The sequence below is a fragment of the Microbacterium hydrocarbonoxydans genome (genome assembly GCF_011752045.1).
Taxonomy (GTDB): Bacteria; Actinomycetota; Actinomycetes; order Actinomycetales; family Microbacteriaceae; genus Microbacterium.
Window position 1 is genome coordinate 1,637,627 of the sequence record NZ_JAAKXW010000001.1, and the last position, 14,318, is coordinate 1,651,944.

Genomic DNA, 14,318 nt, shown 5'->3' on the forward strand with positions numbered 1-14,318 from the left:
GGTACGGGCACGGAAAAATGCCTCGGATCAGTCTAGCAAACCGTGACGGCTGCCCCGCACGGCGTCATTCCCCGTCGCCGTCGGCCACCATGAAGCGCCAGACCAGGGCGTGCCCGAGGGCGATCAGCACGATGAGGAGCAGCGCCTCGACCTGGATCGGCTTGATGCCGAGCGGCGTCGCGAGCTGCGGTGCGACGCCCATCACGGCGATCGCGGCGTAGACGACCACGGTCCCCGCCTGCGTCCAGCGAACGGCGCGGTGCGTGCCGTCGCCGCGGGCCTGCGAGACCAGCCGCAGCATCGAGATGCCGCCGACGATCGCGATCACGACGAAGGAGGCGCGCCACACGAAGGGGTTCTCGGTCCCACCCACCTGCGCGAACAGCCCCATCAGCGCGGGAAGCAGGAAGGAGAGGTAGATGCCGCCGATGGTCCGGCGCACCGCCGGGTCGGAGGTCCAGTCCGTGCGGGCGCGCACGACGTTCCACCACAGGCCGGTGAGCGTGAAGCATGTCGCGGAGAACAGCGCGTAGAAGGTGTTGAGATCCACGGCGCCCCCTCTCCCCGTTCAGCCCGCGTCGGCGATGGGGCGCTTGAGAGCGTCGGCGACGGCGGACTCGGGGACGCGGAAGCTGCGGCCGAAGCGGATCGCGGGCAGCTCGCCGGAGTGCACGAGCCGGTAGACGGTCATCTTCGACACACGCATGATCTCGGCGACTTCAGCCACCGTCAGGAACCGGACATCAGGAACCTCGGGCATCCCACGTACCCCTTTCTCGATGTGCACACTCTAGGGGCAACGTGGGACACGTGTAAACCCGTGTGGCTCGTGTGATCACTGAGACGAGGTTGTCGCGAACGCCCGCACCGGGAACGTCCCGAATCCGCGCACAGCCGGCGGCGCCGCCGTGAAGCGTGCACCGCGGGCGGGGACGGCGTCGAGATTCGTCAGGTGCTCGACGACGTGGATGCCGGCCGCGAGCAGGATGCTGTGCGCCGGGCGCTCTCCGCCGCTCTCGGTGTCGTCGATGTTCAGGGAGTCGATCCCGACCAGCCGCACCCCCTCGGAGACGAGGAAGCGCGCTCCTTCCGCGGTGAGGAAGGGAGCGCCGTGCGCGTACCCGGGCGTTCCGAAGTGACGACTCCAGCCGGTGTCGAGGAGCACGGCGGAGCCGGCGAGCTCCCGGTCTGCCAGGACGGCCGCGCCGATGCCGCGCCGTTCGGCGCTCCAGGAGTCGCGCAGGTGGAAGACCTCGGCGCGGAGGCCGACCAGGGTGGAGAGGTCGAGGGACGCCAGGTCACCGCCGTCCGCGTAGCGGTGATAGGGCGCATCCAGATACGTGCCGGTGTTGCCGATCATGGTGATCACGTCCATCGCGAACTCCGTCCCCGGGGCGTACCGGGCCCGCGAGTCCTCGCGGGTGAGGTGCGGCACGATCATCGGAGCCGGAAGTCCCGGATAGGTGACCAGGCCCGCCTCGATCGGATGGCTCAGATCGATCACGCGATCAGCCTCGCCGGCGGGCGTCTCGACACCGCGGCTCCCCCGATGCGCCTCCTCGACGATGCGCAGGCCCCGCAGCTCCACATCGGACACCAGCGCAAGGCCGAGGTGCCTGATCAGAAGGAGGCCGACCTCATCGGCCGACAGGTCCGGCCGCGGGAGGTCGAGCCGGAATCCCCGTCCGCTCATGTCGCCGCCGTTGGCGAACGAGATCGTGAAATCGAAGTGGGCGCGGTGCTGCGGGGATGCCGTCGTCATGTCCACATCATGGCAAAGCGCGCCGGTCCACGATCTGGCTCAGCTCGGCTTCTGCGCCTTGGCCACCCTCTCCCGCGCGTCACGGAGGGCCTGTCGCTCGTTCCTGCGCGCGTCGCGCAGCGCCTTCTCCGCCTCGCGGACGGCCTTCTGCGCCTCCCGGAGACGCTTGTCCCCCGAGAGCTCCGCCGGGTCGACGACCACCCACTCCTGCCTGCTGACGTGGGGCTCCCCGCGCTCGAGGCCGGCGATGTAGCTCTCGACGCCGTCGAGCACGCGATCCACCCCGAACCGGAAAGGATCGGCGGCGGACAGGAACACGCCTTCATCGATCGCTCGCCGCAGCGCTGGGAACTCATCGACGGTGATGACCCGGTCGAAGAGGGATGCCTCCATCGCCGTGACCTCCTCAGGTGAGAGACCGCTCGAGCGCCCCTGCTCGGCATACCCGGCGAGCACCATCCCGTACCACCGTGCGTGCCCCGTGACTGCGAGCGCGACCGCGAGGCGCTCTTCTGCGGTGAGCGGCGTCGGCTCGAGGCTCGCGAGCGCAGCATCGAGCCAGGCGGAGCTGTTCGGAGTGATCGGGGAGCCGGTGATCGGGAGCGAGAGGATCCACGGGTGCCTCAGGTAGACGCGAACCTGAGCCTCGAAGAGGGCGCGCAGCCGCTCGAGCCACCCCTCCGCCTCCCGATGGTCCTCAGGAGGAATCCCGGTGGCCTCCTCCTGCATGAGCAGCAGCAGATCGTCCTTCGCTGTGACGTACCGGTACAGCGACATCGGCGTGAACCCGAGCTTCGCGGCCACCGCCGCCATCGACACGGCGCCGAGGCCTTCGGCGTCCGCAAGCTCGACAGCCGCCTCGACGATCTTCTCGACGCTCATCTCGCGTTTGGGCCCGCGCTGCGGGTTGGCGGCGACGCCCCAGGCCAGTGCGATCCCCCGCGGCAGCTCCGGAGGTTCGTTGTCGGTCATTCCGCCATCCTACTTCTGTTTATTTCGTAAACAGTGTGTTACCGTCATACACAGTTGCGTGGCTGATACACAGTTTTCCACGTACACAGAAGACGAGGAGAGGACGGAAAGATGAACACGGCCATCGACGTGACCGGGCTGCGCAAGTCCTTCGGAGGGAAGGCCGTGGTCGACGGCCTCGACTTCGAGGTGGCGCGCGGCGAGGTCTTCGCGCTGCTCGGACCCAACGGCGCCGGCAAGACGACGACCATCAGCATCCTGACCACGCTCATCGTCCCGGACGCCGGCACGGCCCGCGTGGCCGGCTTCGACGTCGTGACGCAGCGCAGCGAGGTCCAGCAGCGGATCAGCCTCACGGGTCAGTCCGCCGCCGTGGACGACGCGCTCACCGCCACCGAGAACGTGGTGATGTTCGCGAGGCTCGCAGGACTCGGCCGCACGGCAGCACGAGAGCGCGCCACCGCGCTCATCGCGGCGTTCGACCTCGCGGATGCCGCAGGCCGTGCGGTCCGCACCTTCTCCGGCGGCATGCGCCGGCGACTCGACCTCGCGCTCAGCTTCGTCGCGACTCCCGAGGTGCTCTTCCTCGACGAGCCGACGACCGGCCTCGACACGCGGAGCCGCCGGGAGCTGTGGGAGCTCATCCGCGCGGTCGCCGCCGCCGGCACGACGGTCTTCCTCACGACTCAGTACCTCGAGGAGGCGGATCAGCTCGCCGACCGTATCGCGGTTCTCCACGATGGCCGCGTCGCCGCCCTCGGCACCGCGGCCGAGCTCAAGGCGCGCATCGGCGGGGACACGGTCGAACTGCACGACCGGCAGGGCGAGCTGCTCCGCGAGATCCCCACCGATGGCGGGGTCGCCCAGCTGCGGCGAGCGCTCGACCGACTCGACGAGGAGGGCCTCGACGGCGTCGTCTCCCTCCGCCGCCCCAGCCTCGAGGACGTCTTCCTCGCCGTCACCGCCCGTCCCCTGAAGGAGCACGCATGAACGTCGTATCCGCCGCCGCGCCTGCCGTGGCATCCGGCCTCCCGTCCCGCTCCGCCGTGCGCGGGCTGACAGCCGAGTCCGTCTTCGTGGCGCGGAGCATGCGGCATTCGCTGCGCGACGGCGAATCGCTGCTCATGGCGATCCTGCTGCCCGTGATCCTCATGCTCCTGTTCACCTGGGTGTTCGGCGGGGCCATCGACCCTTCCGGCGCCTACGTCGACTACGTCGTCCCCGGGATCATCCTCATCTGCGCCGGCTTCGGTGCCTCGTCGACCGCGGTCTACGTCGCAGACGACATGCGCACCGGCATCATCGATCGCTTCCGCACCATGCCGCTGCGGGCGAGCGCCGTGCTCACCGGTCACGTCGTCGCGAGCCTGCTGCGCAACCTCGTCGCGACCGCGATCGTGATCGGCGTGGGCGTGCTCGTCGGATTCCGCCCCGAGGCGAGCCTCACGGACTGGATAGGGGTGGCCGCCCTCATCGCGCTGTACATCCTCGCGATCACCTATCTGTTCGCCGCGATCGGGCTGGCGGCGGGCAGCCCGGAGAGTGCGAACGGCTACGGTTTCGCGCTGCTGTTCCTTCCCTACCTCTCCAGCGCCTTCGTCCCCGTCGCGAGCATGCCGGGGTGGCTTCAGCCGATCGCGCGCAACCAGCCGATCACCCCGGTGGTCGACACGATCCGCGGCCTGCTGACCGATGCTTCCCTGGAGTCTGAGCCGTGGTGGGCGGTCGGCTGGTGCCTCGTGATCCTGGCGATCGCCGTCGGCTGGGGGTCCTGGCTGTTCCGGCGGAAGTCGGGGCGCCGCTGAGGCGGAGGCCGGGCGCTCCAGATCAGGCGCCGAGGCGCTTGAGCGCGGTGGCGACGACGTGCTTGGCGGATGCCGCGGCGCGGCCGACGACCTCGGCCGCGTGCGCGGCGCCGTCCGGCAGGGGCTGACCGGGGTAGTCGATGTCCGGCGCCTCGTCGCCGTAGGCGTCGACGAGGAACGGGACCAGCCAGTCGTCCACGGCTTCGAGCGGCGCGACGGCGAGGCTGTAGAAGCGGCGCTGTCCGTCTTCCCGGACGGTGACGAGCTCGGCGTCGCGCAGCACCTTGAGGTGCTTCGAGACGGTCGGCTGGCTGATGCCGAGGTCGGCCACGATGTGGCTCACGCTGGTGCCGGTCTCACCTTCCGAGGTGCGCCGCAGGAGGAGCTGGAGGATGTCGCGCCTCGTACCGTCTGCGATCACGTCGAAGATGTCCGTCATGAGATCAGGGTAGTCGTCCCCGGCACGGAGTACCATGACGAAGGCTCGGCGAACGGCGCCGGCCGCCACCACTCGTGGTGGAGTAACTGAGGAGGACGCGATGTCGGGCATCGTTTCGGCGTCGTCCCCTCGGCAGCGGCTCCAGGGCTTCGGCAACGGACTGAAGCACATCGTCACCTCCTCGCCGTCGCGCTTCGCGATCGTCGTCTTCGCGCTGCTCATCCTCGTCTTCACCGTTCTCCTGTCGCTGCCGATAGCGTCGGCATCCGGAGAGGTGACCCCGCTGTCGGATGCGCTGTTCACCGCGATGTCGACGATCTGCGTCACGGGCCTGACGACCGTCGACATGGCCACCCACTGGTCGCCGTTCGGCAACGTGGTGATCTTCATCGGCGTGAACATCGGGGCGATGGGCGTGCTCACCCTCGCCTCCCTCATGGGCATGGTGATCTCGAAGCGTCTCGGTCTGCGCGCCAAGCTCATGGCGGCGGGAGACACGAACCCCCTGCGGGCGCACGGCGGCCCCGTCAACGAGAGCCAGACGGTCCGTCTCGGCGAGGTCGGACAGCTCCTCACGACCGTCGCACTGTCGACCCTCGTGATCGAGGGCGCCATCACTGTGCTCCTGTACCCCGCCCTCGTCATGGCCGGCATCGACCCTCTTGTGGCTCTGTGGGAGGCGCCGTACTACGCGGCGATGTCGTTCACGAACACCGGATTCACGCCGAACGTCGGCGGCGTCGCGGTCTTCGCCGATGACTACCTCGTGCTCACCCTCCTGATGATCAGCGTCTTCCTCGGCAGCATCGGCTTCCCGGTGATCTTCACGCTCGCGAAGCACGTCTGGCATGTGAAGAAGTGGTCGCTGCACACCAAGCTCACGCTCGTCACGACTGTCCTCCTGTTCGTGATCGGCGCCGGGGTGTTCATCATCCTCGAGTACCTGAACCCGAAGACCTTCGGCTCGATGGACGCGTGGGACACCACGTTCCAGGCCTTCTTCCTGTCTGCGATGACGCGCTCGGGCGGGTTCAACGTCATCGACATGGCCGACCTCAACGGCTCCTCTCTCCTGGCCGCGTGCATGCTCATGTTCGTCGGCGGCGGCTCGGCCTCGACGGCCGGCGGCATCAAGGTGACCACGCTCGCCGTGCTCGCCATCGCCGTGTGGTCGGAGGCGAAGGGACGCAGCTCGGTCGAGGTCTTCGGCCGCCGCATCCCCAGCGACGTGCAGCGCGTGGCGCTCAGCGTCGTCGCCTGGGGCGCGACGATCGTGGCGCTGTCGACGATCATCATCGCCCAGATCACCAAGGCCGACATCAGCTTCGTCCTCTTCGACGTGATCTCGGCCTTCGCGACCGTGGGCCTCTCCACCGGCCTCACCGGGGAGCTCCCCGACTCCGCCAGCTACGTGATGGCCCTGACGATCTTCATGGGGCGCGTTGGTACAGTGACTCTCGCCGCGGCAGTCGCCGCGACCTCCCGATCGCAGTATTACTCACTGCCCGTGGAAAGGCCGATCGTTGGTTGAAGTCCTCCGGGGCGACGCTCCCGTCCTCGTCATCGGCCTCGGCCGCTTCGGCGCCGCGTGCGCGGGTGAGCTCGACCGCCTCGACCGCGAGGTCCTCGCGATCGACGACAACCTCGAGCTCGTGCAGAAGTGGTCGGATCGCGTCACCCACACCGTGCAGGCCGACGCGAAGAACATCGAGGCGCTGCAGCAGATCGGCGCCCAGGACTTCCAGGTCGCCGTCGTCGCGGTCGGCTCGTCGATCGAGGCGTCGGTGCTCATCACCGCGAACCTCGTCGACCTCAAGGTCCCGCAGATCTGGGCGAAGGCCGTCTCGCAGTCGCACGGCAAGATCCTCGCCCGCGTCGGCGCCAACCACGTCATCTACCCCGAGCGCGAGGCCGGCGAGCGCGTCGCACACCTCGTCTCAGGGCGGATGCTGGACTTCATCCGCTTCGACGACGACTTCGTGCTGGCGAAGATGTACCCCCCGAAGTTCATCCGCGGCGTCGGCCTGAACGAGTCCGGCGTCCGCTCGAAGTACAACGTCACCGTCGTCGGGGTGAAGAGCCCGGGCAAGCCGTTCCGCTATGCCGAGGCGACGACCATCGTCACGAACCACGACCTCATCATCGTCTCCGGCACGAACAGCGACATCGAGCGCTTCGCCGCCCTCGACCGCTGACGCCGCAGGCGGAGCTTCAGGCGCCGATGTCGAGGGCGACCTCGACGACGTCTCCGACGCCGATACCCTCGCGATCCTGCAGGGCTTTCTTGATCGGCACGATGTAGCCGCCGTCCTTCGGCCACAGGGACGTCGTGACCGTCGTCTCCCCGACCGTGACGGATGCCGGGATCATGCCCCAGCCGTAGGTGACGATCGAGGACACCCCTCCGATCAACTCGCTCTCGGCCGGCGGCACCGTGACGAAATGGAACGGCGCGGGTCCGCGCCAGTACCAGATCTCACCGGAGAAGCTCAGACGCATGCCCTCATGCTCCGGCCGCGAGCTCCCAGGCGCGGGCGAGGGCGGCAGCGGCGGCATCCGCGAACGTCCGCTCCAGGTGGGCGTCCTGCAGCACCGCGATGGCACGTTCCGTGGTGCCCTTCGGGCTGGTGACACGGCGGCGCAGCTCCGCCGGGTCCTCCCCCGAGGCGCCCAGCAGCGCGGTCGCGCCGATGAAGGTCTGCTCCACCATGAGGCGCGCGTCGGCCTCCGCGAATCCCATGCCGATCGCCGCCTTCGTGAACTCCTCGATGAGGAGGTACACGTAGGCCGGGCCGGAACCGGAGATGGTGGACAGGGCGTCGATCTGCGATTCGGGGACCTCGATCACCGCGCCGACGGTCTCAAAGAGGCGCCGGACGACGGCGAGATCGTCCGGAGTGGCCCCAGGTCCCGCGGCGAGCCCGGTGACGGCCTTGCCGACCGTGGCCGGAGTGTTCGGCATCGAGCGGATGACGCGGGCCTCGGAGCCGAGCGCCTCGGCGAAGGTCGCGATCGTCACGCCGGCTGCAAGGCTGACGACGATCGTCTCGGGGGCGAGGCGAGGAGCGATCTCACGGAGCAGATCGGGGACCATCCCGGGCTTGACGCCGACGAGCACGATGCCCGCGGATGCCGCTGCTTCCAGGTTGCCGTCCGGCTGCTGCTCGAGAGCGATGCTGGTGACCCCGGGAAGGCCGGCGAGGCTCTCGGCGCTGCCCGCGGAGCGATTGGTCGCCGTGATCCCTCCGTCGACGGAGATCCCGGAGGCGACGACGCCGCGGAGGATCGCTCCGCCCATCGAACCGGCACCGAGGAATGCGAGGGAGGGGAGAGAGTCAGCCATGTCGTCATCCTACGGCGGACCGCCAGCGGTCTTCGGTGAACCGATCTAGACTCGGAGCATGAGTGCAACAGGTGCCAGCGCGGGCGTCCCCGGAGAGAGCGCGAGCAGGGCGATCCTCGATCGCATCACGACCGCGATCGACTCGGTCGCCGCGGTCGAGAAGATCGTGCACCTGCGCGCCGTCCACCTCAGCCCCGAGGACCTCTTCGTCGCGGCCCGCGTCGCCCTCGCCGCCGACCGCACGCTCGTCGAGGCCGCGGAGGACATCGCAGCGGTCAAGGAGAGCATCCGCGGCGCCGTCCCCCGCGTGCAGGCGCTCTACGTCGAACCGGACATCTACCGTCCCTCGATGGACCCGACGCCGTCGACCGACGTCTTCGTCCTCAAGTCCGCGGACTGAACCGGCGGCCGCGGAGGGGCTGACGTCAGCGCCATCCCGCCGATGTCAGCGGCGCTTCTCGAAGAAGTCGCGCAGCAGCGCCGTCGCGGCATCCGCCTGGATCCCGCCGACGACCTCGGCCCGGTAGGGCAGGCGGCGATCGCGCAGCACGTCGTACATGGAGCCGGCGGCACCCGCCTTGTCGTCCCAGGCGCCGAAGACGACGCGTCCGATGCGCGCCTGCAGGATCGCCCCCGCGCACATGACGCACGGCTCGAGGGTGACCACGAGCGTGTGCCCCTCGAGGTTCCAGGAACCGGCGGATGCCGCGGCGCGGCGCAGGGCGGCGACCTCGGCGTGACCCGTCGGGTCGTGGGTCTCCTCGCGGTGGTTGCGACCCTCAGCCACGATCCGGCCCTCAGGGTCGAGGACGACCGCCCCCACGGGGATCTCGTCCGCCGCCGCCGCTTCGGCGGCGAGGGCGAGCGCACGCCGCATCGCGAGGTCATCGGCAGCGGTCATGGATCGAGCCTAGAGGCCCCGGCATCCGATGTCGTGCCGAGACGGTCGGCGCACTAGCCTGTATCCATGCGTGTTCACGTCGCCGACCACCCCCTCATCACCCACAAGCTCTCGGTGCTGCGCGACGAGCGCACCCCCTCGCCGGTGTTCCGTCAGCTGACCGAGGAGCTCGTGACGCTGCTCGCCTACGAGGCGACGCGCAACGTCAAGGTCAGCCCCATCGAGATCACCACCCCGGTGACGAAGACGATGGGCGTGAAGATCTCCGAGCCTCGTCCGATCGTGGTGCCGATCCTGCGCGCCGGCCTCGGCATGCTCGAGGGCCTCGTCAAGCTCCTCCCGACCGCAGAGGTCGGATTCCTCGGCATGGTCCGCGACGAGGAGACCTTCGAGCCCACGACCTACGCCGAGCGCCTCCCCGACGACCTCAGCGACCGGCAGTGCTTCGCGATCGACCCGATGCTGGCGACCGGCGGCTCGCTGGCCGCGGCGATCCAGTTCCTGTTCGACCGCGGTGCGAAGGACGTCACCGCCATCTGCCTGCTCGGGACCCCCGAGGGCGTCGCCGCGATCGAGGCCATGGCCGGCGACCGCGACGTGACCCTCGTGCTGGGCGCGCTCGACGAGCGCCTCAACGAGAAGGGCTACATCGTGCCCGGTCTCGGCGACGCCGGCGACCGGCTGTACGGCACCGTCTGAGCTTCGCTTCGGCATCCGCCTGCCGGCCACGAGGGCACCGGCGGATGCTCCGACCCGGCGTCGCACCACGCGACGGGCTTCCGCGTCAGACCGTCAGGCGATAGCCGCGCTCGTCGCCGAAGTGCCTGAATCCGGCTCTCTCCAGGATCGGAGCCGATGTGGAGACGCGTCCCTTCACGAGCGCGGTGCGCGCGCCGAGCTCCGCGCTGACACGCAGGCGCTCGGCGAGCACGGTCCGGTACGCCCCGCGGCCGCGAGCGGCCTCCAGCGTCGCCGCGCCCCACAGCCGGGTGAAGCCGTCGACGACGGTGCAGCCGCCGGTGCTGACCGCTCGCCCGTCCAGCCGGCCGAGCACGCGGAACCCGGCGCCCGCGGCCAGCGCGGTCTGGATCTCCGCCAGCTCCGCGCGCAGCCCCTCCTCGTCGAGGGGCTGCTGCTCCCAGACGGGGACGTTCACGGAGTCCACCTCGCGCACCTGCGCGAGCGTTCGCACGACCTCGGCCGTCACGCCCTCCGGCACCTCGATCCGTGCGTCCTCGAGCGGGAGCGCGAGCACGGCGACCGTGTCGAAGTGCTCCGCGCCGCGCCGTCGCAGCTCGTCCTCGAGATCGGGCCGGTCGGAGCCGCTGGTCCAGATCGTGAGCCGCGTCTCGCTCCACGCCTTCGTGCGCTCCACCGCCCGGTCGAGCACCGCCGCGGCATCCGCCGTCGAGTCCACCTGGGATCCGCGCACTCCCCCGCCGAAGCGCGCCGGATAGCGGACGAGCTGCAGGTCGGACTTCTCCTGCGCGCTGTCACGCGGAAACCAGACCCACGCCGCGGATGCGCGCAGGATGTCTTCGGTCGTGTGCATCGGTTGCTCCTCAGCTCGCCGCGCCGACGAGCCGCGCGAACGCGCTGAGCCTGATGACGCCCTCGGGGGTGTGCGGCAAGTCATCCAGCAGTGCCGGCGAGTGGATCAGGTACGCCGCGACCTGCGCGCGGGAGATCGCGACGTTCAGCCGGTTCTGCAGCAGCAGGAACTCGGGTCCGCGCGGGGCGTCCCGGCCGCTGGAGGCCGCGAGGGAGGTGATTGAGACGACCGCCTCCTTGCCCTGGAAGTTGTCGACCGTGCCCACCGGCACGTCGGGGAACCCGGCCGAGGCGAGCGCATCGCGGACGAGCTGGCGCTGAGCGTTGTAGGGGGTGACGACGATGATGTCGCTCTGCACCATCGGCCTGACGGTCGCCGGATCGTCGCAGTCCGTGAAGGCGCGGCCGACGAGGTCGCTCACGATGCGCACCACCTCGGCCGCCTCCTCGGGCGACTGGGTGGCGTTGCCGCGGTGCCGGAGGGGAACCACGTGCAGCCCGGGGGCGATGCCCTCGACCGAACGGCGCTCCGCACCGGGAGCCGACGCCAGCTGCCCCGCGTAGGCGAGGCGGGAGACGGGCGCGGCGACGAACGGATGCATCCGCCACGAGCGCTCCAGGAAGTACCCGTACTCCGGCCGGACCACGGCGTCGCCGTCCATCACCCAGCCCAGGGCCGAGGTGTCCACCGGTTCGGGATGCGCGCCCTGGCTGACCTGCGGGAGCTGCTGCGGGTCGCCGAGCAGCAGCAGGTTCTTCGCTCCGGCGGCGACCGCGATCGTCGAGGCGAGGGAGAACTGCCCGGCCTCGTCGATGACCAGCAGGTCGAGCCCTCCGCGCTCCACCCGCTGGGTGTTGCTGAAGTCCCACGCGGTGCCGCCCACGACGACCCCTTCGTCGCGGTGCTCGGCGAGGAACGACGCCATCCCGTTCTTCGGGATCACGGTGTACGACGGCTCGGCCCCGCCGTCCTTCGGCGCCTTCGCGACCTGCGCGGCCGGCACGCCGTCGGCCACCACGCGCTCGAGAAGGGTCTCGATGATCGCGTGCGACTGGGCGACCACGCCGACCTTGAAGCCGTGCTCGCCCACCAGCCGCGCGATCACGCGCGAGCCGGTGTACGTCTTCCCGGTGCCGGGCGGGCCCTGCACCGCGACGTAACTGCGGTCGAGGTCCAGCACGGCGCGCACGATGGCCTCGATCGTGTCGTCGCCCTTCGGAGGCAGCGACTCGCCGGACAGCGTGCGCGGCGGGAGCCGTCGGAGGATGTCGGTGGCGGCATCCGCCGGGAAGCCGGGCGCGGCGGCGTGCACGGCATCCGCCCATTCGTCGATCGCTCCCTGCAGGGACACCACCCGCGGCGGAGCCGCCGGCGTGAGCGCGAGCGGCAGCTCGTCCCACGTCTGCCCCTGGATCGCGGTCTCCGTCACGAGATAGCCGTCGTCGAGGACCGCGGCGATCGTCACGGTGTGCGGGACGTGCACGGCCCGGGACGGAGCATCGGTGTCGAACGGCGCCGGCACCTCGTACAGCGCGAACGGCTGCGCGCCTTCGCCGAGCGTGGTGCCCGGAGACACCTCCCCGCGGATCTCGATGTCGCGCGACATCACGCGGCGGCCCTCGCCGATGCTCCAGTGACGGCGGACCTCCGAGGCGAGACGGTCGACGCGCACGACGTCACGCGTGCCCTCCCACATGGTCACGGGTTCGCGCAGCCGCTGGAAGTGGGAGACCCAGAAGCTCTTCGCCTCCCGCGGGAAGTAGTCGATCGCTGCGGCCGCGATGCGGTGCACCTGCCCGTCGCCGCCGGCCTCGACGGCTCGCTCGGCGTCGGCGAGCAACGCGACCGATCGCGGGGACGGCTCGTAGATCACGTCATCCGCCTCATCCGGCGGCGCCGGATTCACGCCCTCGCGGCGGGCGATGTCGATGAGCCAGTTGCGCAGCCGGCGCGTGGACACGCAGTCGTAGCGGTTGTAGTCGGCGAGGTCGGCGAGCACCGCATCCGCCTCGGCCTGCTCCCCCGCGGCGGCGAGCTCACGCGCCGCGACGTACTGCACGATCGAATCGTCGCCCTTCTGCACGTCGCTGGTGCGGACGTCCTCGCCCATGTACAGCGGCTCGAGCTTCTTGATCGAGTACGACCGCGACCCGACGCGGACGGTGCGCAGCACGAGCGGATAGAGATCCACGAAGACCCCCTCGCGGAGCAGCCGGTCGACCTCGCCCTCGCGGATGCCGTGCCGGGCGGCCATCGCCACAAGATGCGACGTCTCGTAGGGCGCGTAGTGGTAGATGTGCATGCCGGGATGCGCGGCCCTGCGCACCTTCACGAAATCGAGGAAGGTCTCGAACGCCTCGCGCTCTGCGGCGAAGTCGTGCGCCCACAGCGCCGTGTACTGATCGGCGTTGTCCACCCAGCCGAACAGGTAGTCGAGGCCCCAGTGCGCCTCGCCGTCCGGTGCGGGCTCCGTGTACAGCGGATCGCCCTCGAAGTCGAAGAAGATGTCGCCGTGGCTCGGCACCGGCAGGGTGTGGATCGCGGCCGCGTAGTGCACATCGTAGGTCGGGGCGCCCTCGGCATCCGCCCGCAGCTGCAGCCGCGCCTGCGCGCGCAGCGTCTCGAAGGTGTCGGGATTCATGCCCTCGGGTGCGGCTGATGCCGTCGCCAGCGCGTCGATCGTCTCGATGCCGGCGCCGCGGAGCCGGGCGCGCTGCACCGGGCGCATCCGCGCGACCATGAGCAGATCGCGGTGCGCGACCACCTGCTCCTCGCAGGTCGCGCACCGGCCGCAGGCGACGACCTCGAGGTCCCCACGGTCATCGCCCCACGCCAGAGCGGCGCCGGCGGCGCCCTCGTCGATGCGCCGGTCGGCGATCAGGGCGCGCAGCCGGGCGCGACGCACGTGGAACAGAGGCAGGAGGTCGTCGACGCTGTGCGTGCTGCGGCTGCCGTCGCCGAGGATGAGGTCGACCTCGTCGGAGCGCGGAACTCCGAGCCGGTCGAGCTGATCGACATATGCCGCGAGCTGCATGAGCGCGGTGACCTTCGCCCTGCGGGCGAGCTTGGAGTCCTCGACGCGCCACCGGCCGTCGCCGTCCCGACGGAGGAAGTCGGCGAAGCCGACGAACTCGTCGGTCGCGAACGCCGCCTGGAAGACGACCCGCGCGTCGGAGCGGAGCGCCTCCTCGGTCTCGGCGACGACGGCGGCGAGCGCCGCGGCGTCGCTCGAGGCGACCTTGGCGATGCGGTGCACGGCCTGCTCGCCGAGGTCGGCGACATAGCGGGCGAGCACGTTCTGCTCGTGCACGTCGCCGAGCTCGGCGGCGCGCTTGAGCGTCGCGTCCTCCGGCTCCTCGACAGCCGGGACCCGGCCGAGCTTGGCGTCGATCGCCCGGCACCACGCGAACTCGCACTCGGCTGCGGCCTTGAGGTCGCTGGCGCTCCAGATGACGCGCTGCGCCTGAGTGTCGATCCGCACGATGCTCCCGTTCTCTCGGATGCTTCGACACTAGCCGCGGCATCCGACACGATCCGCCGCCGT

At 70.2% G+C, this 14,318-nt stretch carries 16 protein-coding genes; 6 read left to right on the forward strand and 10 right to left on the reverse strand.

The features are described from left to right. Window positions 1–64: 64 nt before the first annotated feature. From G6G98_RS07645 to G6G98_RS07660, 4 genes are all read right to left on the reverse strand, one after another. Window positions 65–550 carry a hypothetical protein gene (locus G6G98_RS07645; protein ID WP_067349028.1) on the reverse strand — a complete coding sequence of 162 codons (486 nt, stop codon included), beginning with the start codon at window positions 548–550 and terminating at the stop codon, window positions 65–67. A gap of 18 nt (window positions 551–568) precedes the next feature. Continuing rightward, on the reverse strand, window positions 569–760 hold the full coding sequence (locus G6G98_RS07650) for a helix-turn-helix domain-containing protein (RefSeq protein ID WP_067349024.1): 192 nt from the start codon (window positions 758–760) through the stop codon (window positions 569–571). A 75-nt stretch (window positions 761–835) separates the two neighbouring features. Next, window positions 836–1,762, reverse strand: coding sequence for a cyclase family protein (locus tag G6G98_RS07655; RefSeq protein ID WP_067349020.1), 927 nt, complete (start codon window positions 1,760–1,762; stop codon window positions 836–838). Window positions 1,763–1,801: 39 nt separating this feature from the next. Beyond that, on the reverse strand, window positions 1,802–2,734 hold the full coding sequence (locus G6G98_RS07660) for a TetR/AcrR family transcriptional regulator (RefSeq protein ID WP_067349016.1): 933 nt from the start codon (window positions 2,732–2,734) through the stop codon (window positions 1,802–1,804). 111 nt (window positions 2,735–2,845) lie between these two features. On the opposite strand from G6G98_RS07660, the gene G6G98_RS07665 reads away from it, so the two are divergent. Continuing rightward, a complete protein-coding gene (locus G6G98_RS07665; RefSeq protein WP_067349012.1) occupies window positions 2,846–3,724 on the forward strand; it encodes an ATP-binding cassette domain-containing protein in 879 nt (292 codons plus the stop codon). Then, window positions 3,721–4,539: an ABC transporter permease gene (locus G6G98_RS07670; RefSeq protein ID WP_067349007.1), complete on the forward strand. Its 819-nt coding sequence runs from the start codon at window positions 3,721–3,723 to the stop codon at window positions 4,537–4,539. Before G6G98_RS07665 ends, G6G98_RS07670 begins: the two co-directional genes overlap by 4 nt. A gap of 22 nt (window positions 4,540–4,561) precedes the next feature. Here the strand turns inward: G6G98_RS07670 and G6G98_RS07675 are convergent, their stop codons facing one another. After that, the gene (locus G6G98_RS07675; protein WP_067353348.1) at window positions 4,562–4,978 is read right to left on the reverse strand and encodes an ArsR/SmtB family transcription factor; all 417 of its coding nucleotides are present in this window, start codon (window positions 4,976–4,978) and stop codon (window positions 4,562–4,564) included. A gap of 100 nt (window positions 4,979–5,078) precedes the next feature. On the opposite strand from G6G98_RS07675, the gene G6G98_RS07680 reads away from it, so the two are divergent. Next, entirely contained in the window at window positions 5,079–6,509 is a 1,431-nt protein-coding gene (locus G6G98_RS07680) for a TrkH family potassium uptake protein (protein ID WP_164232813.1), read from the forward strand. Next, the gene (locus G6G98_RS07685; protein ID WP_067349000.1) at window positions 6,502–7,173 is read left to right on the forward strand and encodes a potassium channel family protein; all 672 of its coding nucleotides are present in this window, start codon (window positions 6,502–6,504) and stop codon (window positions 7,171–7,173) included. The genes G6G98_RS07680 and G6G98_RS07685 overlap by 8 nt, the downstream gene beginning before the upstream one ends. Window positions 7,174–7,189: 16 nt before the next feature. Here G6G98_RS07685 and G6G98_RS07690 read toward each other — a convergent pair whose 3' ends face one another. Then, window positions 7,190–7,477, reverse strand: coding sequence for a DUF1905 domain-containing protein (locus tag G6G98_RS07690; RefSeq protein WP_164232811.1), 288 nt, complete (start codon window positions 7,475–7,477; stop codon window positions 7,190–7,192). A gap of 4 nt (window positions 7,478–7,481) precedes the next feature. Continuing rightward, window positions 7,482–8,321, reverse strand: coding sequence for a pyrroline-5-carboxylate reductase (gene proC, locus G6G98_RS07695; protein WP_164232808.1), 840 nt, complete (start codon window positions 8,319–8,321; stop codon window positions 7,482–7,484). A 58-nt stretch (window positions 8,322–8,379) separates the two neighbouring features. On the opposite strand from proC, the gene G6G98_RS07700 reads away from it, so the two are divergent. Then, complete coding sequence (locus G6G98_RS07700; RefSeq protein ID WP_164232806.1) at window positions 8,380–8,721, forward strand: hypothetical protein; 342 nt, start codon at window positions 8,380–8,382, stop codon at window positions 8,719–8,721. 45 nt (window positions 8,722–8,766) lie between these two features. Here the strand turns inward: G6G98_RS07700 and tadA are convergent, their stop codons facing one another. Further along, window positions 8,767–9,222: a tRNA adenosine(34) deaminase TadA gene (gene tadA, locus G6G98_RS07705; protein ID WP_164232804.1), complete on the reverse strand. Its 456-nt coding sequence runs from the start codon at window positions 9,220–9,222 to the stop codon at window positions 8,767–8,769. 66 nt (window positions 9,223–9,288) lie between these two features. On the opposite strand from tadA, the gene upp reads away from it, so the two are divergent. Continuing rightward, on the forward strand, window positions 9,289–9,921 hold the full coding sequence (gene upp / locus G6G98_RS07710; RefSeq protein ID WP_067348981.1) for a uracil phosphoribosyltransferase: 633 nt from the start codon (window positions 9,289–9,291) through the stop codon (window positions 9,919–9,921). 85 nt (window positions 9,922–10,006) lie between these two features. Here upp and G6G98_RS07715 read toward each other — a convergent pair whose 3' ends face one another. Together G6G98_RS07715 and G6G98_RS07720 are read right to left on the reverse strand one after the other, a co-directional pair. Then, window positions 10,007–10,774 carry a hypothetical protein gene (locus G6G98_RS07715; protein ID WP_164232802.1) on the reverse strand — a complete coding sequence of 256 codons (768 nt, stop codon included), beginning with the start codon at window positions 10,772–10,774 and terminating at the stop codon, window positions 10,007–10,009. Window positions 10,775–10,784: 10 nt separating this feature from the next. Next, window positions 10,785–14,255, reverse strand: a complete 3,471-nt coding sequence (locus G6G98_RS07720) for a TM0106 family RecB-like putative nuclease (protein WP_164232800.1) — start codon at window positions 14,253–14,255, stop codon at window positions 10,785–10,787. Window positions 14,256–14,318: the final 63 nt, after the last annotated feature.